18 protein-coding genes are annotated in these 19,361 nt (G+C 73.1%); 9 read left to right on the forward strand and 9 right to left on the reverse strand.

The window, feature by feature from the left end; translation table 11 throughout:
* Positions 1-86: 86 nt before the first annotated feature.
* From ACZ7LV_RS33105 to rsmI, 7 genes are all read right to left on the reverse strand, one after another.
* Positions 87-1,892, reverse strand: coding sequence for an ABC-F family ATP-binding cassette domain-containing protein (locus ACZ7LV_RS33105; protein WP_471944861.1), 1,806 nt, complete (start codon positions 1,890-1,892; stop codon positions 87-89).
* Between the two features lie 82 nt (positions 1,893-1,974).
* Entirely contained in the window at positions 1,975-2,874 is a 900-nt protein-coding gene (locus tag ACZ7LV_RS33110) for a 4-(cytidine 5'-diphospho)-2-C-methyl-D-erythritol kinase (RefSeq protein ID WP_471944863.1), read from the reverse strand.
* A complete protein-coding gene (gene rsmA / locus ACZ7LV_RS33115) occupies positions 2,871-3,770 on the reverse strand; it encodes a 16S rRNA (adenine(1518)-N(6)/adenine(1519)-N(6))-dimethyltransferase RsmA (RefSeq protein WP_471944865.1) in 900 nt (299 codons plus the stop codon). The genes ACZ7LV_RS33110 and rsmA overlap by 4 nt, the downstream gene beginning before the upstream one ends.
* A gap of 31 nt (positions 3,771-3,801) precedes the next feature.
* Positions 3,802-5,271 carry a ubiquitin-like domain-containing protein gene (locus ACZ7LV_RS33120; RefSeq protein WP_471944867.1) on the reverse strand — a complete coding sequence of 490 codons (1,470 nt, stop codon included), beginning with the start codon at positions 5,269-5,271 and terminating at the stop codon, positions 3,802-3,804.
* 94 nt (positions 5,272-5,365) lie between these two features.
* On the reverse strand, positions 5,366-6,265 hold the full coding sequence (locus ACZ7LV_RS33125) for a TatD family hydrolase (RefSeq protein WP_471944869.1): 900 nt from the start codon (positions 6,263-6,265) through the stop codon (positions 5,366-5,368).
* A gap of 37 nt (positions 6,266-6,302) precedes the next feature.
* Complete coding sequence (locus tag ACZ7LV_RS33130) at positions 6,303-6,734, reverse strand: hypothetical protein (protein WP_471944870.1); 432 nt, start codon at positions 6,732-6,734, stop codon at positions 6,303-6,305.
* 163 nt (positions 6,735-6,897) lie between these two features.
* Positions 6,898-7,743 (reverse strand): 16S rRNA (cytidine(1402)-2'-O)-methyltransferase, encoded by an 846-nt coding sequence (gene rsmI / locus ACZ7LV_RS33135; protein ID WP_471944871.1) that lies wholly within the window; start codon positions 7,741-7,743, stop codon positions 6,898-6,900.
* Positions 7,744-7,805: 62 nt separating this feature from the next.
* Between rsmI and ACZ7LV_RS33140 the strand changes: the two genes are divergently transcribed.
* The 4 genes from ACZ7LV_RS33140 (at position 7,806) to ACZ7LV_RS33155 (ending at position 13,305) form a co-directional block, all read left to right on the forward strand.
* Positions 7,806-9,551, forward strand: coding sequence for a dolichyl-phosphate-mannose--protein mannosyltransferase (locus ACZ7LV_RS33140; protein WP_471944873.1), 1,746 nt, complete (start codon positions 7,806-7,808; stop codon positions 9,549-9,551).
* A gap of 45 nt (positions 9,552-9,596) precedes the next feature.
* Positions 9,597-9,782: a hypothetical protein gene (locus ACZ7LV_RS33145; protein WP_471944875.1), complete on the forward strand. Its 186-nt coding sequence runs from the start codon at positions 9,597-9,599 to the stop codon at positions 9,780-9,782.
* 87 nt (positions 9,783-9,869) lie between these two features.
* Positions 9,870-11,501, forward strand: a complete 1,632-nt coding sequence (locus tag ACZ7LV_RS33150) for a penicillin-binding transpeptidase domain-containing protein (protein ID WP_471944876.1) — start codon at positions 9,870-9,872, stop codon at positions 11,499-11,501.
* Positions 11,502-11,634: 133 nt separating this feature from the next.
* Positions 11,635-13,305 carry a penicillin-binding transpeptidase domain-containing protein gene (locus ACZ7LV_RS33155; RefSeq protein WP_471944878.1) on the forward strand — a complete coding sequence of 557 codons (1,671 nt, stop codon included), beginning with the start codon at positions 11,635-11,637 and terminating at the stop codon, positions 13,303-13,305.
* 20 nt (positions 13,306-13,325) lie between these two features.
* On the opposite strand, the gene ACZ7LV_RS33160 is transcribed toward ACZ7LV_RS33155, so the two are convergent.
* Complete coding sequence (locus ACZ7LV_RS33160) at positions 13,326-13,682, reverse strand: SsgA family sporulation/cell division regulator (RefSeq protein ID WP_471944879.1); 357 nt, start codon at positions 13,680-13,682, stop codon at positions 13,326-13,328.
* Positions 13,683-13,849: 167 nt separating this feature from the next.
* Here ACZ7LV_RS33160 and ACZ7LV_RS33165 point away from each other — a divergent pair, with 167 nt between their 5' ends.
* The 5 genes from ACZ7LV_RS33165 (at position 13,850) to ACZ7LV_RS33185 (ending at position 18,258) form a co-directional block, all read left to right on the forward strand.
* Positions 13,850-14,905: an energy-coupling factor ABC transporter permease gene (locus tag ACZ7LV_RS33165; protein ID WP_471944881.1), complete on the forward strand. Its 1,056-nt coding sequence runs from the start codon at positions 13,850-13,852 to the stop codon at positions 14,903-14,905.
* A gap of 1 nt (position 14,906) precedes the next feature.
* Positions 14,907-15,668: a cobalt ECF transporter T component CbiQ gene (cbiQ, locus tag ACZ7LV_RS33170; RefSeq protein ID WP_471944883.1), complete on the forward strand. Its 762-nt coding sequence runs from the start codon at positions 14,907-14,909 to the stop codon at positions 15,666-15,668.
* The gene (locus ACZ7LV_RS33175) at positions 15,656-16,429 is read left to right on the forward strand and encodes an energy-coupling factor ABC transporter ATP-binding protein (protein WP_471944885.1); all 774 of its coding nucleotides are present in this window, start codon (positions 15,656-15,658) and stop codon (positions 16,427-16,429) included. Before cbiQ ends, ACZ7LV_RS33175 begins: the two co-directional genes overlap by 13 nt.
* A 130-nt stretch (positions 16,430-16,559) precedes the next feature.
* Positions 16,560-17,006, forward strand: coding sequence for an organic hydroperoxide resistance protein (locus ACZ7LV_RS33180; RefSeq protein ID WP_471944887.1), 447 nt, complete (start codon positions 16,560-16,562; stop codon positions 17,004-17,006).
* Positions 17,007-17,094: 88 nt separating this feature from the next.
* Complete coding sequence (locus tag ACZ7LV_RS33185) at positions 17,095-18,258, forward strand: serine hydrolase domain-containing protein (RefSeq protein WP_471944889.1); 1,164 nt, start codon at positions 17,095-17,097, stop codon at positions 18,256-18,258.
* Here ACZ7LV_RS33185 and ACZ7LV_RS33190 read toward each other — a convergent pair.
* Positions 18,248-19,231, reverse strand: a complete 984-nt coding sequence (locus ACZ7LV_RS33190) for an NAD-dependent epimerase/dehydratase family protein (RefSeq protein WP_471944891.1) — start codon at positions 19,229-19,231, stop codon at positions 18,248-18,250. The two genes, ACZ7LV_RS33185 and ACZ7LV_RS33190, sit on opposite strands and share 11 nt — an antisense overlap.
* Between the last annotated feature and the right edge of the window lie 130 nt (positions 19,232-19,361).

Here is a 19,361-nt window from a genome sequence, read left to right on the forward strand (position 1 = left end):
TGATGCCCTTGTTACGCGCCTTCACGCCCCCTTCACGCGACGCGCGCGCCCTGCGCGGTCACGGGAACGCGCCGGGGCGCCCGGACTCAGGCGTCCTCGGCCAGCTCCAGCCACCGCATCTCCAGCTCTTCCCGCTCCCCGGCCAACCCGCGCAGCTCGGCGTCCAGTTCGGCCACCTTCGCGAAGTCCGTGGCGTTGTCCGCGATCCGCGCGTGCAGCTTGGCCTCCCGTTCGGAGACCTTGTCCAACTGCCGCTCGATCTTCTGGAGTTCCTTCTTGGCCGCGCGCTGGTCGGCGGCGCTCTTCTCGGTGGCCTGCTTCGCCGGCGCCGCCGGGGTGGCGGCCGCGACGGCCTCCTCCATCGTGCGGCGCCGCTCCAGGTACTCGTCGATCCCGCGCGGCAGCATCCGCAGCGTGCCGTCGCCGAGCAGGGCGAACACCCGGTCCGTGGTGCGCTCCACGAAGAACCGGTCGTGGGAGATCACGATCATCGAGCCCGGCCAGCCGTCGAGGACGTCCTCCAGCTGGGTCAGCGTCTCGATGTCGAGGTCGTTGGTGGGCTCGTCGAGGAAGAGCACGTTCGGCTCGTCCATCAGCAGCCTCAGGAGCTGAAGCCGGCGCCGCTCACCGCCGGAGAGGTCCCCGACGGGCGTCCACTGCTTCTCCTTGTTGAAGCCGAACGTCTCGCAGAGCTGCCCCGCGGTCATCTCGCGCCCCTTGCCGAGGTCGACGCGCTCGCGCACCTGCTGGACGGCCTCCAGGACCCGCAGGCCGGGGTTCAGCTCGGCGACCTCCTGGGAGAGATAGGCGAGCTTGACCGTCTTGCCGACGGCGATACGGCCGGCCGCGGGCTGCGCCTCGCCCTCCGTGCGGGCCGCCTCGGCCATGGCCCGCAGCAGCGAGGTCTTCCCGGCGCCGTTGACGCCGACGAGGCCGATGCGGTCGCCCGGGCCGAGCTGCCAGGTGACGTGCTTGAGGAGCACCTTGGGACCGGCCTGGACGGTGATGTCCTCCAGGTCGAAGACGGTCTTGCCGAGCCGCGAGGACGCGAACTTCATCAGCTCGGAGCTGTCCCGGGGCGGCGGCACGTCCTTGATCAACTCATTGGCCGCCTCGACACGGAAGCGCGGCTTGGAGGTCCGGGCGGGGGCGCCGCGGCGCAGCCAGGCCAGTTCCTTGCGGACGAGGTTCTGCCGCTTGACCTCCTCGGTGGCGGCGATCCGCTCGCGCTCGGCGCGGGCGAAGACGTAGTCGGAGTAGCCGCCCTCGTACTCGTGGACGACACCGCGCTGCACGTCCCACATCCGGGTGCAGACCTGGTCCAGGAACCAGCGGTCGTGGGTGACGCAGACCAGCGCCGAGCGGCGCTCGCGCAGGTGCCGGGCGAGCCAGGCGATGCCCTCGACGTCGAGGTGGTTGGTGGGCTCGTCCAGGACGATCAGGTCCTGCTCGTCGATCAGCAGCTTGGCGAGTGCGATGCGGCGCCGTTCACCACCGGAGAGCGGGCCGATGACGGTGTCGAGGCCCTGCGGGAAGCCGGGCAGGTCGAGCCCGCCGAACAGGCCGGTGAGCACGTCGCGGACCTTGGCGTTGCCCGCCCACTCGTGGTCGGCCATGTCGCGGATGACCTCGTGGCGGACGGTGGCCGCGGGGTCGAGGGAGTCGTGCTGGGTGAGGACGCCCAGGCGCAGCCCGCCCGAGTGGGTGACGCGGCCGGTGTCGGCCTCCTCCAGGCGGGCCAGCATCCTGATGAGCGTGGTCTTGCCGTCGCCGTTGCGGCCGACGACGCCGATGCGGTCCCCTTCGGAGACGCCGAGGGAGATGCCGTCGAGGAGCGCCCGGGTGCCGTACACCTTGCTGACGTTCTCGACATTGACCAGGTTGACGGCCATTTCACTCCTGCTCGCGGGGATCGGTCAGCCTCCCAGCCTAGGCCCTGTCGTCAAACCGGCCGCGACCGCGGGTCGGTGCCGGTCAGCCGCCGAGCACCGTCGCGCCCGGTGCCGGGCCCGACGCCGTGCGCACCGTCCGGCAGGTGCCCGACGCGCTCAGTGCCCGCGCCACCTTCGCCGCGGACTCGGGGTCGCGGGCGAGGAAGGCGGTGGTCGGGCCGGAGCCCGAGACGAGCGCGGTGAGGGCGCCCGCGGCGCGGCCTGCCGCCAGGGTGTCGGCCAGCGCGGGGAAGAGGGAGAGCGCGGCGGGCTGGAGGTCGTTGGAGACGGCGGCGGCGAGCGCGTCGGGGTCGCCCTTGGCGAGGGCGTCGAGGAGCTCCCGGGAGGCGACGGGCTCAGGGACCTCGGTGCCTTCCGCCAGCCGGTCGAACTCCCGGAAGACGGCCGGGGTGGACAGCCCGCGGTCGGCCATCGCGAAGACCCAGTGGAAGGTGCCGCCGACGTCGAGCGGCGTCAGCCGCTCGCCCCGGCCGGTGCCGAGCGCGGCCCCGCCGACCAGGCTGAACGGCACGTCGCTGCCCAGCTCGGCGCAGATGTCGAGGAGCTCGTCGCGACCGGCGCCGGTGCCCCACAGCGCGTCGCAGGCGAGCAGCGCGGCCGCGCCGTCCGCGCTGCCGCCCGCCATGCCGCCGGCGACGGGGATGTCCTTGACGATGTGGACATGGACGTCGGGGCGGCGGCCGTGGCGCGCGGCGAGAGCCTCGGCGGCGCGGGCCGCGAGGTTCGTCCGGTCCAGGGGGACCTGGGCCGCGTCGGGTCCCTCGCAGGTGACGCGCAGCTCGTCGGCCGGGGTGACCGTGACCTCGTCGTACAGCCCGACGGCGAGGAAGACGTTGGCCAGGTCGTGGTAGCCGTCGGGGCGGGCGGCCCCCACCGCGAGCTGGACGTTGACCTTGGCGGGGACCCGTACCGTGACGCTCACATGCTCTCCTTCGGGGGCGCGGGAACCGCCTCGCGCGACGGCGCGGCCTCCGCGATGCGGGCGAACTCCTCGACCGTGAGGGACTCGCCGCGCGCCTGCGGCGAGACGCCCGCCGCGACGAGCGCCGCCTCGGCGGCCGCCGCGGAACCTGCCCACCCCGCGAGCGCGGCGCGCAGGGTCTTGCGGCGCTGGGCGAAGGCCGCGTCGACGACGGCGAAGACCTCGCGCTGCGAGGCGGTGGTCGCGAGCGGCTCCGCGCGCCGGGTGAGGGAGACGAGCCCGCTGTCCACGTTGGGCGCGGGCCAGAAGACGTTGCGGCCGATGGCGCCGGCCCGCTTGACCTCGGCGAACCAGTTGGCCTTCACCGACGGCACGCCGTACACCTTCGAGCCGGGCGGCGCGGCCAGCCGGTCGGCGACCTCCGCCTGCACCATCACGAGGGTGCGCTCGATGGTCGGGAAGGTGTCGAGCATGTGCAGCAGGACCGGGACGGCCACGTTGTACGGCAGGTTCGCCACCAGCGCGGTCGGCGCGGGACCGGGCAGGTCGGTGACGCGCATCGCGTCGGAGTGCACCAGCGCGAACCGGTCGGCCCGCTCCGGCATGCGGGCCGCGACGGTGGCGGGCAGCGCGGCGGCCAGCACGTCGTCGATCTCGACCGCGGTGACCCGGTCGGCCACCTCCAGCAGCGCCAGGGTGAGCGAGCCGAGCCCGGGCCCGACCTCCACCACCACGTCGTCGGGCCGGACCTGGGCGGTGCGGACGATACGGCGGACGGTGTTCGCGTCGATGACGAAGTTCTGGCCGCGCTGCTTGGTGGGTCGTACGCCGAGGACTTCCGCCAGCTCACGGATGTCGGCGGGACCCAGGAGGGCGTCGGGGGTGGGGCTGCTCACGGCGACAGCCTATCCGTGGCCGCCGCCGCGGCTATCCGTGCAGCCGCGCCCCGCAGTGCGGCCAGGGTCCCGCGCCGCGCCGGGTGTACAGCTTCTTCGCGCGGTACGTCTGCTCCGCGGCCGGGGCGTCCTCGGGGCGGCCGCTGCCGCCGAGGCTGTGCCAGGTGCCGGTGTCGAACTGGTAGAGGCCCCCGTACGTCCCGGAGGGGTCCACGGCGCCCGGGTCGCCGCCGGACTCGCAGACGGCGAGGCCGTGCCAGTCGAGGTGGTCGGCGCCCTGGACCGAGGTGGGCATCGGCTTCGTGCCGACCTTCACGAGCCGCGCGGTCGGCTCGCGCACCAGCTCGGTCCTGATCCGGTGCGGCTTTTGCCGGACCCCGTTGACCGTGCGCAGGGAGTAGGTGACCCGGCGCAGTCCCGGCTCGCCCGCCTGCTCGACCACCTCCGTGCCCTGGAACACCGTGGGGTCGTCGATCCGCCGCACCTCGAAGGGGATCTCCTCCTCGCGGGTCTCCTTGCCGCCCGTGATCCGCAGCACGGTCACCGTCTGCCCGTCGCGCGGGAAGCTGTCCGGCGGGACGGAGGTGGTGTCCTGGCCGCGCAGCGTGACCCCGGCCGCCCGGACGGCCTCGCCGACGGTGGCGGCGTTGGTGCGGACGGTGCGGGCCCGGCCGTCGGCCATGACCGTGACGGACCGCTCGGTGCGCACGTCCAGGGCGAGACCGGCCCGTCCGATGGCCTGCGAGCGCGCGGCGGAGAGATACGCGCCCTCGGCCCGTACGCCGAGCTGCCGGAGCGCTCCCTCGACGGTCCGTGCCGTCGTCCACACCTCCTGCCGGTGACCGTCGAGGGTGAGCCGGACGGGGCGGCCGTAGTGCACGGCGATCTCGTCGCCGTGGCCGATCTCGGCGCCCGGCGCGGGCGTGATCACGTCGTGCGCGCCGATCTCGACGCCCTCCTCGGCGAGCAGCTCACCGACGTCGTCGGCGAAGGTGTGCAGCTCGCGGGGCTCGCCGTCGACGGTCAGCTCGACGGCCTTGTCCTCGGCGACGAAGGCGGTGGTGCCGCCGGCGAGGAAGGCGACGACCAGCGCCCGTGGCAGCAGGCGGCGCACGGAGGTGTCCGGTCGGTCGCCGGACCGCCCCCTGCGCCGTCGCGCGGCCCGGCCGCCGGCCCCGGGGCGGCCGACGGGGCCGGTCGTCTCCGGCGTGCCCTGCCGGGGCAGCAGCGACTCGGTCGTCTCGTACGCGGGCCGGTAGGTGTCGTCGGCCACGGCCCCGTACGGGTCGTACGGGGCGTAGGCGGCGTGGGTGGTGCCGTAGGGCAGCGTCGGCGCGCTGTGCACGTCCCACCCGTCGAGCCCGTCGAACCCGTCGAACCCGTCGTGTTCGGGCGACGGGTCGTACGCCTCGAAGGGGCCGAGGGCGTCGAAGGGCTCGTACGGCGGGTGGGTCCCGTATGTCTCGTCCTGCGAGTACTGCGAGTACTGCGAGTTGCTCACGCCGACACGCTCCAGCAGCCGGAGGGGTCCAGAGGGGTCCGGATCGGGCCCCCAGAACCTAGCGGAGCGTTCGTCGCTCTCCAAAGCGACGCGACTACTCAGCGTGGCCCGTCGGGGGTCGGTAACCGAAGGCGTGTGCGGTGTTCGCGCCGATCGCCGTGGCCAGGGCGTCCTCGTCGATGCCCCGCACGGCGGCCATCGCGCGCACCGTGACCGGAACGAGATACGGAGCGTTGGGCCGTCCGCGGTAGGGCGCGGGCGTCAGGAACGGCGCGTCCGTCTCCACCAGGACCAGCTCCAGCGGCGCCACGGCCAGCGCGTCCCGCAGGTTCTGGGCGTTCTTGAAGGTGACGTTGCCGGCGAAGGACAGGTAGTACCCGGCGCGGGCGCACACCTCGGCCATCTCGGCGTCACCGGAGTAGCAGTGGAACACCGTCCGCTCCGGCGCGCCCTCCTCCTTCAGGACGCGCAGCACGTCCGCGTGGGCGTCGCGGTCGTGGATGACCAGCGCCTTGCCGTGCCGCTTGGCGATCTCGATGTGCGCGCGGAAGGACCGCTCCTGCGCGGCCATGCCCTCGGGCCCGGTACGGAAGTGGTCCAGCCCCGTCTCGCCGACCGCCTTCACGTGGGGCAGCGCGGCGAGCCGGTCGATCTCGGCGAGCGCCTCGTCGAGCCCCGCGTCCCCGCCGGGCTCGCGCGCCCCCTGACGGGACCAGCCGTCGGGGTCGCCGTGCACGATGCGCGGGGCCTCGTTGGGGTGCAGCGCGACGGCCGCGTGCACGTTCTCGTACGCCGCCGCCGTCTCGGCCGCCCACCGCGAACCGTTCACGTCGCAGCCGACCTGCACGACCGTCGTGACACCGACCGACGCGGCCTTGGCGAGGCCCTCCTCCACGGTGCCGGACTGCATGTCGAGGTGCGTGTGCGAGTCGGCGACCGGTACCGCCAGGGGCGGCGGGAGCGGCGGTGCGGCGTTCTTGTCGGAGGTGGGCATGCCCCGATCGTACGAGAGAGGCATGCCCCGGATCAGGTCAGCCCGCCTTGCGCTGGAAGACGTGCAGCAGGTCGGACAGGTGCCAGTGATGCTGCTCGCCGTGCGCCCGGGATTCGCCGTGCGCCCCGGGTTCGCCGGCCGGCCGCGGCACCGCGACCGGACCGGCCGCCGCCCCCGCGGACGGCTGCCGCAGCCCCGCCTCGCGCGCCGACGACACCTGACCGGCCCGCATGATCCGCACCACGTGCCCGTCGCAGTTCTGGCAGCCCGGCCGGCTCAGCGGCGACGGCACGATCCGCCCGTCGGCCACGTACAGGACGAACTGACGACCCTCGCCGTCGACGTGGTGCTCTATCTCGTACGACTGTTCCCACCCGTGCCCGCATCGCATGCAGGCGAACGAATACGACTCGTTGACCACGGCGGTCGCCCCGTTGCGAAGGCCGGTGTGCCCTGCGATCTCGCTCATGCCAGCTCCTGTCGTCCGCTGGGGGAACGGGTTCCGTTCCCTCACCCAGTGGACTCCCGAGGAGGCCCGGAAGCACGCCTTCTGTCCAGTATTGGGCGGGACTTGGAGGTGTCTTGCCGTTGGCCCCGTCACCCTTTACCGGCGGTTGGCACGGATACGCGACTCAGGGCTCACGCTTCGCCGCGACCACGGCGTCGAACACCACCCGCTTGGGCACCCCCGCCTCCACGGCCACCGCCGCGATGGCCTCCTTGCGCCGCTCGCCGGCCTCCTCCCGGATCCGCACCCGCCGCACCAGCTCCTCGGGGCCGACGTCCTCGGGCCCCTTGTCGGCGGCGCCCTCGACCACCACGGTGATCTCTCCGCGCACCCCCTCGGCCGCCCACTCGGCCAACGCCCCGAGCGGGCCCCGCCGTACCTCCTCGTACGTCTTCGTCAGCTCCCGGCAGACGGCCGCCCGCCGATCCGCGCCGAACGCCTCGGCCATCGCCGCCAGCGTGTCGTCGAGGCGGTGCGGGGCCTCGAAGTAGACCAGCGTCCGCCTCTCGCCCGCGACCTCCCGCAGCCGCGACAGCCGCTCCCCCGCCTTGCGCGGCAGGAACCCCTCGAAGCAGAAGCGGTCCACCGGCAGCCCGGACAGCGCCAGAGCGGTCAGCACGGCGGACGGCCCCGGCACCGCGGTGACCCGGACGTCCCGCTCCACCGCGGCCGCCACCAGCCGGTACCCGGGGTCCGACACGGAGGGCATCCCGGCGTCCGTGACGAGCAGCACCCGTGCCCCGCCGATCAGCTCCTCGACCAGCTCCGGCGTACGCGCCGCCTCGTTGCCCTCGAAGTACGACACCACCCTGCCCTTGGGCGTCACGCCCAGCGCCTGGGTCAGCCGGCGCAGCCGCCGGGTGTCCTCGGCGGCGACGACGTCGGCCCGCTCCAGTTCCTCGGAGAGCCTCGGCGGCGCGTCCGTGATGTCGCCGATGGGGGTGCCTGCCAAAACAAGGGTTCCTGTCACGTTTCCATCCTCGCAGGGGCCGTCCACGGGACTCCCACAGACGGGTTCCCTACGATGGCGCGGTGACCAGTACCGCGTCCTCCACGGACATCCGGCAGGACCAGGCCTCCCACGAGCGGCAACCGTCGTGGCAGCAGCGGCTGCGCCGTTTCGGATACGCGCCCGCCGGGCCCCGCGTCGACGTCCGGGACCGCCTCGTGCCGCCGTACGCCGAGCCGAGCCCGCGGCTGTGGGCGGCGCTCGGCATCCGGTACCCGCTGGCCACGCGGATCGGCCGCTGGTCGGGCTGGGGCGGGCCGCTGCTGGTGACGCTGTTCGCGGGTGTGCTGCGGTTCTGGAACCTGGGCAGCCCGAAGGCGGTGATATTCGACGAGACGTACTACGCCAAGGACGCGTGGGCGCTGGTCCACCGCGGCTTCGAGGTCAACTGGGACAAGAACGTCAACGACCTCATCCTGTCCCAGAACGGCGACGTGCCCATCCCGACGGACGCGGCGTACGTCGTGCATCCGCCGGTCGGCAAGTACGTGATCGGGCTCGGCGAGCTGATGTTCGGGTTCAACCCGTTCGGCTGGCGGTTCATGACGGCGCTGCTCGGCACGCTGTCGGTCCTGCTGCTGTGCCGCATCGGGCGCCGGCTGCTGCGCTCCACGTTCCTCGGCTGCCTCGCGGGCGCGCTGGTGGCGGTGGACGGGCTGCACTTCGTGATGAGCCGCACCGCGCTGCTGGACGGCGTGCTGATGTTCTTCGTGGTGGCGGCGTTCGGCTGTCTGCTCGTCGACCGGGACCGGGCACGGGCGAAACTGGCCGCCGCGCTGCCCGTGGACCCCGGGGGCCTGGCCCGGCCGGACGCGCGGACGGCGGAGGACACCCGCATCGGGTGGCGGCCGTGGCGGATCGCGGCGGGCCTGATGCTGGGCCTGGCCATCGGCACCAAGTGGAACGGCCTGTACATCCTGGCCGCGTTCTGCGTCATGGCGGTGCTGTGGGACGTCGGCGCCCGCAAGGTGGCGGGTGCCCGGCACCCGTACAAGGCGGTCGTCAAGCACGATCTCGGCTGGGCGTTCCTGTCGACGGTCCCGGTCGCGATCGTCACCTACCTCGCCTCCTGGACCGGCTGGATCCTGTCCTCCGGCGACGGCTCGGGCGGCTACTACCGCAACTGGGCCACCACCGACGGCAAGGACAGCGCCTGGTCGTGGCTGTTCCCGGACTGGTGGCGCAGCCTGTGGCACTACGAGAGCCAGGTGTACGAGTTCCACGTCGGCCTGTCCTCGCCGCACACCTACCAGTCCAACCCGTGGAGCTGGATCGTCACCGGCCGCCCGGTGTCGTACTTCTACGAGTCCCCCGCCCCCGGCGCGGACGGCTGCCCGGTCGACGCGGGTGACAAGTGCGCGCGCGAGGTGCTGGCGCTCGGCACCCCGATGCTGTGGTGGGTGGGCTGCTTCGCGCTGCTGTACGTGCTGTGGCGCTGGTTCTTCCGCCGCGACTGGCGCGCGGGCGCCATCGCCTGCGCGATCGTCGCCGGCTACCTGCCCTGGTTCCTGTACCAGGAGCGCACGATCTTCTTCTTCTACGCCGTGGTCTTCGTGCCCTTCCTCTGCCTGGCCGTCGCGATGCTGATCGGCGCCCTGGTCGGCCCCCCGGGCTCCACGGACACCCGCCGGGTGGCGGGCGCCACGGGAGCCGGCGTCCTGGTCCTGCTGATCGCCTGGAACTTCATCTACTTCTGGCCCATCTACACAGGCGAGTCCATCCCTCTGGACGACTGGCGGTCGCGGATGTGGCTGGACACCTGGGTGTAGCAGGGGGAAGTCCACACCACCGCCGTCACACGAAACGGGGTAAGCATGCTCGTCATCCTCTCGGTCCTCCTCCTGCTGCTCGTCGGGGGCTGCGTCTGTGTCTTCTGGGCGGCTCGGGGCGACGCTCCGCGCTGGGCACGGGGTGTCGCCAAGGTGACGCTGCTCGCCGGCGAACTGGCCCGCAGCGCGAGCCGGAACTCGCGCTCGCGGCAGAGCAGCGGGGACGAATGATCGTCCTAACGATCTGAGAACTCCCCTCACACCTGTCACAGCGCGCGCTTACAGTGCGGAGGTCTGTCCACGGGGAGGGGGCGCTTCATGCGCAAGGGGGTCAAGGCCACCGTCGTCGGCGGTGTGTTCACGGTGATGGTCGCGGGGGCCGGGTACGGCGCGTACAACTTCGTCTCCGCGCTGAGCGACGACGGGGGGACCGCACCCGCGGCCCAGGGCGAGCCGCTGCGGAGCGGGCCGCCGAGCGGCGCGGAGGTCAAGGAGGCGAGCCGGGCGTTCTTCGCGGCCTGGGAGAGCGGGCAGGGCACGCGGGCGGCGTCCCTCACGAACTTCGAGGAGGCGGCCGAGCCGGTCCTGACGTCGTTCGGGCAGGACGCCCATCTCACCGACGTGAAGATCACACCCGGCGCGACGCGGGGGCGGACGGTGCCGTTCTCCGTCCGGGCGACGGTGTCGTACGGCGGGAAGTCCAAGCCGCTGGCGTACCGGAGCACGCTCACCGTGGTGCGCGGGGAGAGCACCGGGCGGGCGCTGGTCGACTGGGAGCCGTCCGTGGTGCACCCCGGTCTGAAGGACGGTGACATCCTTGTCACCGGGGAGTCCGCTGCCCCGGAGGTCGAGGCGGTGGACCGCGACGGCACGGTGCTGTCGAAGGAGAAGTACCCCTCCCTCGGTCCGCTCCTGGACGAGTTGCGCGCCCGCTACGGCGACCGGACCGGCGGCACGCCCGGCGTCGAGCTCGCCGTCCGGCACACCGCCACCGAGGCGGCCGACACCCCCTTGCTGACCCTCTCCAAGGGCAGGCCCGGCAAGCTGCCGACGACGCTGAGCGCCACCGTGCAGGCCGCCGCCGAGCGGGCGGTGGGACGGTACGACGAGTCCTCGGTCGTCGCCGTCAAGCCGAGCACCGGCGAGATCCTGGCGGTCGCCAACAACCGCGCGGACGGCTTCAACGCGGCCTTCCTCGGCCAGGTGGCGCCCGGCTCCACGATGAAGATCGTCAGTGCGGCGACCCTCATCGACAACGGCATCACCAGCATGAACGGTCCGGCGCCCTGTCCGCCGAACGCCGTCTCGGAGAGCCAGACGTTCCACAACCTCGAGGGCATGACCCCGAACGAGGGCGCCACGCTCTCCGAGAGCTTCGCGCGCTCCTGCAACACCGCCTTCATCAAGTTCGCGGACGAGGTGAAGGTGGACTCGCTGACCCGGGAGGCCCAGGACCGGTTCGGGATCGGGCGCGACGACTGGAAGGTCGGCGTCCCCTCCTTCGACGGCTCGGTGCCCGCCGCGGGCGGCCCGGACACCGCCGCCAACCTGATCGGCCAGGGCCAGGTGCAGATGAGCCCGCTGAACATGGCCTCGATCACGGCGACCGCCAGGACGGGCGCCTTCCGGCAGCCGGTGATCGTGCCGCAGAGCCTGGACGGACGGGAACTGGCCAAGGCGCAGGGCCTGTCCGGTGACACCGCCGCCCAGCTGCGCGCCATGATGAACCGCACCGCCACCAGCGGCACCGCCGCCTCCGTGATGTCGGGGCTGTCCGGCGAGATCGGCGCGAAGACCGGTTCGGCGGAGGTGGACGGAAACGCCAAGGCGGACAGCTGGTTCACTGGCTACCGCGACGACGTCGCGGCGGCGGCCATGGCCCAGCAGGGCGGGCGGGGCGGCGAGGCGGCGGGTCCGATCGTGGCGGCCGTGCTGCGCGCGGGTGGCTGACGTCACCCGCTCAGGCGGGGACTCTAGGGTGGTGCCGTCGTTGGGGACTGTGACGACCACGCGGCCGGTACGGCCGTAAGGGCCGTGCCTCGCGAGGGCGGGGCCCGGGGATTGCGCGGAGGATCGGGAAGCAGTGGGCAAGAGAAGGCGCGTCGCCGAGCGACGGAAGACGAGTCCCGCCGTCATCGGCGGTGTGATCGCCGTGGTCGTGGCCGGCGCCGGGTTCGGTGCGTACGCGGTGTTCGGCACGGGCTCCTCGGGCGAGGACGGCGCGTCCACGACGGCCGCCGGGCGGGAGCGGTCCGTCAAGACGGGCCCGTTGTCGGCGAAGGAGGTCGGCAGCACGGCCCAGGCGTTCCTCACGGCCTGGCAGCGGGGCGAGGTGGCCGGCGCGGCGGACGCCACCGACGACGCCACGGCGGCGAAGGCGCTGCTGGCCGCGTACGCCAAGGACGCCCGCATCAAGGACTTCACGCTCACCCCGGGTGCGCGTGCCGGCGACAGCGTGCCGTTCACGGTGAAGGGCACGGTGTCGTACCGGGGCGTCAGCAAGCCGCTGACGTACCGGAGTTCGCTGACGGTGGTGCGCCGGGCCGCGGACGGCGAGCCGCTGGTGGGCTGGAAGCCGTCGGTCCTGCACCCCGATCTGCGCGAGGGTGACCGGCTGGTCACCGGCGAGGCGGGCACGCCGCCGGTGACCGCGCTGGACCGCGACGGCGACGAGTTGTCCACGGAGAAGTACGCGTCGCTGGGGCCGGTCCTGGACGGACTGCGCGAGAAGTACGGCAAGACGGCGGGCGGCAAGGCCGGGGTCGAGCTCCGGGTGGTCCGCGGCAAGGCCTCCGAGAAGCAGAAGCTGTCCGACAAGACGGTCCTGGAGCTGAGCGAGGGCACGCCGGGCGAGGTGCGCACGACGCTCAGCGCGAGCCTGCAGCAGGCCGCGGAGCAGCAGGTCGGCTCGCGCTCCCGTGCCTCGGTGGTCGTCCTGCGGCCCTCGACCGGCGAGATCCTGGCGGTGGCGAACTCCAACCCCGGCTTCAACACCGCCTTCCAGGGCTCGCTGGCGCCCGGTTCGACGATGAAGGTCATCACCTCGTCGCTGCTGCTGGAGAAGGGGCTGGCCTCGCCGGACAAGACGCATCCGTGTCCCAAGTACTTCACGTACGGCGGCTGGAAGTTCCAGAACGACGACAAGTTCGAGATCAAGGGCGGCACGTTCACGGCGAGTTTCGCCCGTTCCTGCAACACGGCGTTCATCAGCCAGGCGCCGAAGCTGGACGACGACGACCTCACCCGGCAGGCGCAGCAGGTCTTCGGCCTGTCGCTGAACAACTGGGCGATCGGTGTGCCCACCTTCGACGGTGCCGTGCCGGTGCAGTCGGCCGCGTCGATGGCGGCGTCGCTCATCGGCCAGGGCGGGGTGCGGATGAACCCGCTGAACATGGCCTCGGTCTCGGCGACGGTGAAGGCGGGCGTCTTCCACCAGCCGTATCTGGTGGCCCCGTCCGTGGACGACCGCACGCTGGCAACGGCCTCCCGCACGATGTCCGCGGACACGCTGGCGAAGCTGCGCGGGCTGATGGCCTACACGGCGGCGTACGGCACGGCGGCGGAGGCGATGGCGGGGGTCACCGGTGACGTCGGCGCCAAGACGGGTTCCGCCGAGGTCGACGGGCAGAAGAAGCCCAACGGCTGGTTCACCGCCTACCGGGGCGATCTCGCCGCGGCCGGTGTCGTCCAGTCGGGCGGGCACGGCGGCGAGACGGCGGGGCCCATCGTGGCGGCGCTGCTGAAGCAGGGCTGACCGGCGGGGCGGCGTCCGCGTCAGCCGACGGGGGTGGCGGCGGCCATGTAGGTGCGCCGCAGGAAGCGGATCAGCGCCTTGGTGTCGAACTGGACGACCGCCGTGCCCTGCGGGGAGTGGAACTCGACGACGGCCTGCACCCGCCCGCACGGCCACACCCGGACCTCGCCGGAGCCGGCCGGGGCGCGCAGGCCGCGTTCGAGGAGTTCACGGGCGAAGGTCCACTCGTGCGGACCGGGCAGGCCTATGCGCACGGCGCGGGGATCGCGGTCGGGGTCGTAGCGCAGGACGACCGGAATCGCTCCCCGTTCGTCCAGCAGCTGGACATCCGTGTCCGTGACGATATGGGCGCGTGCGTACTGCTCGACCACGGACATCGGACGGCCCTTTCACCGTGCGTCACCGGAGCGGAAACTATGCATCCGCTACCCATCCAATGTCCCATATTTCCTGGATTACGCCTGACGGAACGGCTTATCTCATGTTCACAACGGGGAGAACCTCGCTCTTGCAATAGGTTCGCATTAAGCCACATCATCGAAGCGTGCATGTACCTGACGGATTCATCAACGCGCCCACGTCCGCCGTGGCCGGGGTCGTCGCCGCCGGCGCCGTCGCCGTGAGCCTGCGCGGCGCGCGCCGTGAACTCGACGAGCGGACCGCGCCCCTCGCCGGTCTGGTGGCGGCGTTCATCTTCGCGGTGCAGATGCTGAACTTCCCGGTCGCCGCCGGAACCAGCGGCCATCTGCTCGGCGGCGCCCTCGCCGCGATCCTGGTCGGCCCCTGGACCGGGGCGTTGTGCATATCCGTCGTCCTGCTCATGCAGGGCGTCCTGTTCGCCGACGGCGGCCTGACCGCGCTCGGCGTGAACATCACCGACATGTCGGTGGTCGGCGTCGGTGTCGCCTACGTCGTCTTCCGCGGCCTGGTGAAGCTGCTGCCGCGCACCCGGCGGTCCCTCACCACCGCCTCCTTCGTGGCCGCGCTGGTGTCGGTGCCGGCCGCCGCGCTCGCCTTCACGGCGTTCTACGCGATCGGCGGGACCACCGACGTCCCGATCGGCAAGGTCGCCACCGCCATGGTGGGCGTGCACGTCCTGATCGGCATCGGCGAGGCGGTGATCACCGCGCTGACCGTCGGCGCCGTCGTCGCCGTACGGCCTGACCTCGTCCACGGCGCGCGGGACCTGCGCCGGCCACTGAAGCTGCGGGTCGGCGGCGAACTCGTCGACGTCCCGGCCGCCGAGGCCCCGGTCCCCGCGCACCGGACCTCCCACCGCACGCTGCTGCTGAGCGGTCTGGCCACCTCCCTCGTGCTCGCCGGGGTCGTCAGCTTCTACGCCTCCGCCAGCCCCGACGGCCTGGAGAAGGTCGCCGAGGACAAGGGCTTCGCCGCGTCCGCCGAGGAACACCACAACGCCGACTCCCCGCTCGCCGACTACGGCGTCAGGGACGTCGACAACGCCCGGGTCTCCGGCGGGCTCGCCGGTGTGATCGGCGTCGGCGTGACCGTGGTCGCGGGCGGCGCGATCTTCTGGGCGGTGCGCCGGCGTCGTACGGACGAGACGGACGCGGCGTCGCCCACGAGCACGAGCGTCTGACATGGGTGCGGGGCACGCCCACAAGCTCTACCGGCGGACACCGTCACCGGTGCACGCCCTGCCGCCGCACACCAAGCTCGCCGCGACCTTCGCCTTCGTGGTGGTCGTGGTGTCGACCCCGCGCGAGGCGATGTGGGCCTTCGCCGCGTACGCCGTGCTGCTGGCGACGGTGGCCGTGCTCGCGCGCGTACCGGCGCTCTTCCTGGCGAAGCGGCTGCTGATCGAGGTGCCGTTCGTCGCGTTCGCCGTGCTGCTGCCGTTCGTGGCGGAGGGCGAGCGGGTCGAGGTGCTGGGCATGTCGCTGAGCGTCAGCGGCCTGTGGGGCGCCTGGAACGTGCTCGCCAAGGGCACCCTGGGCGTCGCCGCGTCCGTCCTGCTGGCCGCCACCACCGAACTGCGGGAACTGCTGCTCGGCCTGGAGCGGCTGAAGCTGCCCCCGCTGCTGGTGCAGATCGCGTCCTTCATGATCCGCTACGGCGACGTCATCACCGGCGAGATGCGGCGGATGCGGATCGCGCGGGAGTCGCGCGGCTTCGAGGCCCGGGGCCTACGCCACTGGGGGGTGCTGGCCAAGTCGGCCGGCGCGCTGTTCATCCGGTCCTACGAACGCGGCGAGCGGGTCCATCTGGCGATGGTCAGCCGGGGGTACTCCGGCGTCATGCCGGTGATCGACGAGGTGACCGCGTCCCGGGCGCAGTGGTCGTACGCCCTCGCCCTGCCGTGTGCGGCCCTGGTCGTCTGTCTGCTGGGATGGGTGCTGTGACTCGTGCTGTGACGGAACATTCCCTGGAGGTCTCCGGCCTCGCCTTCGCCTACCCCGACGGCCATCAGGCCCTGTTCGGCGTGGACTTCCGCATCGGGCGCGGCGAGCGGGTCGCGCTGCTCGGGCCGAACGGCGCCGGCAAGACCACGCTGGTGCTGCACCTCAACGGCATCCTCGGCGGGGGCACGGGCTCGGTGCGGGTCGCCGGGCTGCCCGTCGACCGGGCGCACATGGCGGAGATCCGGCGCAAGGTCGGGATCGTCTTCCAGGACCCGGACGACCAGCTCTTCATGCCGACCGTCCGGGAGGACGTGGCCTTCGGGCCGGCGGCGGCCGGGCTGAAGGGGGCGGAGCTCACGGCCCGGGTGGAGCGGGCGCTGGAGCAGGTCGGGATGGCCGGGCTCCAGGACCGACCGCCGCACCATCTCTCGTTCGGGCAGCGGCGCAGGGTGGCCGTGGCGACGGTGCTCGCGATGGAGCCGGAGATCCTGGTGCTGGACGAGCCCTCGTCCAACCTCGACCCCGCCTCGCGGCGCGAACTGGCGGACATCCTGCGCGCCCTGGACGTGACCGTGCTGATGGTCACGCACGATCTGCCGTACGCCCTGGAGCTCTGCCCGCGCGCGCTGATCCTCAGCGAGGGGGTGATCGCGGCGGACGGGCCGACCGGTGAACTGCTCACCGACGACGTCCTGATGCGCGCCCACCGTCTGGAACTGCCCTTCGGCTTCGACCCGCGTTCGGTGGCGACGGGCGCCTGAGCGGCAGGGGCGGTGCGGTGGCCCGCATCGCCCCCGTGGCTACCCCCCGGTAATAAAGCGGATTCCCGGCCAGTACCTTGGGCACGAAGTAGTTGCCGGGTTCACCTTCTTTGCTGGGGAGAGGCCACCCTTGACCGACGGCGCCACCACCGACACCCGCCCGCGGAAGATCACCTACGTCGCCGAGGCCACCTCGCACGGCGGCCGGGAGGGCTATGTCACCAGCCAGGACGGGCAGATCGAGCTGAAGGTGGCGATGCCGCCGGAGCTGGGTGGCGACGGCAACGGCACCAACCCGGAGCAGTTGTTCGCGGCCGGCTACAGCACCTGCTTCCACAACGCCCTGATCCTGGTCGGCAACCGGTCGGGCTACGACCTCACCGGGTCCACGGTGGCCGCCAAGGTCGGCATCGGCCCCAACGAGCGGCGCGGCTACGGCCTCGCCGTCGCCCTGAGCGTCTCGCTGCCGGTCCTCGACGCGGAGATCGCGGCCAAGCTGGTGGACGAGGCCCACGAGGTGTGCCCCTACTCCAACGCCACCCGCGGCAACATCGACGTCACGGTCCTGCTGGGATGAGGCGGACCCGGCCGGACGCAGGAATCCCGGGCCGGCCGTCGGCGTTGCACCGGATGTCGCGGGCGAGTGGAGTGGACGGAGTGCGGACGTGGACGTGAACGGCACAGTGGCCGAGGGCTTCGAGCCGGTCAGGACGGCGTTCGCGCGCAACTTCGAGGCGCTCGGCGACCGGGGTGCGGCCGTGACCGTCTACCGGGACGGCCACAAGGTGGTCGACCTGTGGGGCGGCACCAAGGATGTCGACGGTACGGCTCCGTGGGAGCACGACACCGCCCAGATCGTGCGCTCGGTGACCAAGGGCGTCGCCGCCGCCGTCCTGCTGCTGCTGCGGCAGCGGGGCGAGCTGGACCTGGACGCGCCGGTCGGCGAGGTGTGGCCGCAGTACAAGGCGGCGGGCAAGGAGCGCACCCTCGTACGGCATCTGCTCTCGCACCGGGCCGGGGTGCCCGTCCTGGACCGGCCGCTGACCGTCGCCGAGGCCACCGACCCCGACCTCGGCGCTGCGGCGGTGGCCGCGCAGGCACCGGTGTGGACGCCGGGGAGCGCGCACGGCTACCACGCGCACACCTACAGCTGGCTGGTGGGCGAGGTGGTCCGACGGGTCAGTGGGCGGTCGGCCGGGGAGTGGATCGCCGACGAGATCGCCGGGCCGCTCGGGGCCCGGCTGTGGCTCGGGCTGCCGGAGCGGGAGGCCGGGCGCGTGGGCCGGGTCGGCAAGGTCGAGGCCCCGGACGCGGCGAACGCGCTCAGGACCCGGCCCAAGCGGGCGGTGTCCGACGCCTACGCCGACCCGGCCTCCGTCACCCGCCGGGCCTTCGGCGCGATAGCGCCCCCGCCGGACGAGAACGACCCCGTCTACCGCTCGGCCGTCCTGCCCGCCTCCAACGGCATCGCGACGGCGGACGGCCTCGCGCGCTTCTACGCCTCGCTGATCGGTGAGGTGGACGGCGGGGTACGGCTGTTCACGCCGGAGACGGTGGAGCTGGCGCGCGGCGAGCAGTCGGCGGGGCCGGACCGGGTGCTCGTGGTCGGAACCCGCTTCGGGCTCGGCTACATGCTGCACGGCGGCGCGTCCCCGCTGCTGTCGGACGCCTCCTTCGGCCATCCCGGCCGCGGTGGCTCGCTGGGCTTCGCGGACCCCGACGCGGGCATCGCCTTCGGCTATGTCACCAACGGCTTCCGCAAGAGCGTGACGGCCGACCCGCGCGCCCAGGCGCTGGTGCGGGCGCTGCGGGGCGTCATCACCGGCTGAGGTCCGGCGCCGCGTGCCGCCCCGCGTCGGCCACAGCCCGGCGGTACCAGGGGGCGCACTCCTCGAACGCCTCGGCGAAAGGGGCTCCGGGGGTGGTGGTCAGCCGGGACCACAGGGCGTCGGTGTCGTACCAGCGGTCGACCGTGACCAGGGCCAAGGGGCGCCGGGCGGCGGGGCCGTGGGCGTCGAGCCGGGCCAGCGCCTCGTCGAGGGTGATCTCCCCGTCGGGCAGGGGCAGGTCCAGGGCGCCGCAGACGGTCGTGAGCAGTTCCCGCAGGGTCACGGTCTCGGGGTGCGCGGCGTGCAGGACACCGCCGGCCGGCGCCTCGGGCGCGAGGGCCAGTTCGGCCAGGGCCCGGGCGAGGACGGGCGCCGAGATCAGGGAGAGCCGGGAGTCGGCGCCGCCCACCCAGTGCGGCAGGCGGCGCAGCAGCTGGACGAGGCCGGGCACGACCCAGGTGTCGCCCTCGCCGTAGACGAGGAACGGGCGCACGACGGTGCCGCCGGCGGCCAGGACCATGCGTTCCCCGGCGAGGCGGGTCTCGCTGGTCGGGGAGACCGGCGCCTCGGCGACCCGGCCCTCGCGTGCGCCGCGGTGCGGTCCGTCGCCGTAGACGGCGGCGGTGCCGAGCTGCACGATCCGGCGTACGCCCGCCCGTTCCGCCTCGGCGAGCAGGGCGCGGGTGCCCTCCTCGTTGACGGTCCGGCACTCCTGCGGGGTGCCGCCGATCCGGGCCGCGAGGTGCAGGACGGTCGTGACGCCCTCACAGACGCCGTGCAGCGAGGCCGGGTCCGCGAGGTCGCCGTGCACGCTCTGCGGGCCCGCGCCCTGGCCGTCGGGACCGGGGCGGCGACGGGTGAGGAGCCTCAGGGCGGGGCCGTGCGGGGCGGCGGAGGCCGCCCGCAGCACGGGCAGGACGTGCGAGCCGATGAAACCGGTGCAGCCGGTCACCAGGATGCGTTCGGTGCTCAAGTGCGGCCTTCCGCCGGGGGGTCGGTGAGGGGTGCTCGGGACGGGCCGTCACGGGGGTCCCCGGCGCACGGGTCTGCCTGCGTCGGTCCCGTCGCGTCATCCTCCTACACCGGCCACCCCGCCGACGGCC

This window comes from Streptomyces sp. NPDC107562 (assembly GCF_055657325.1).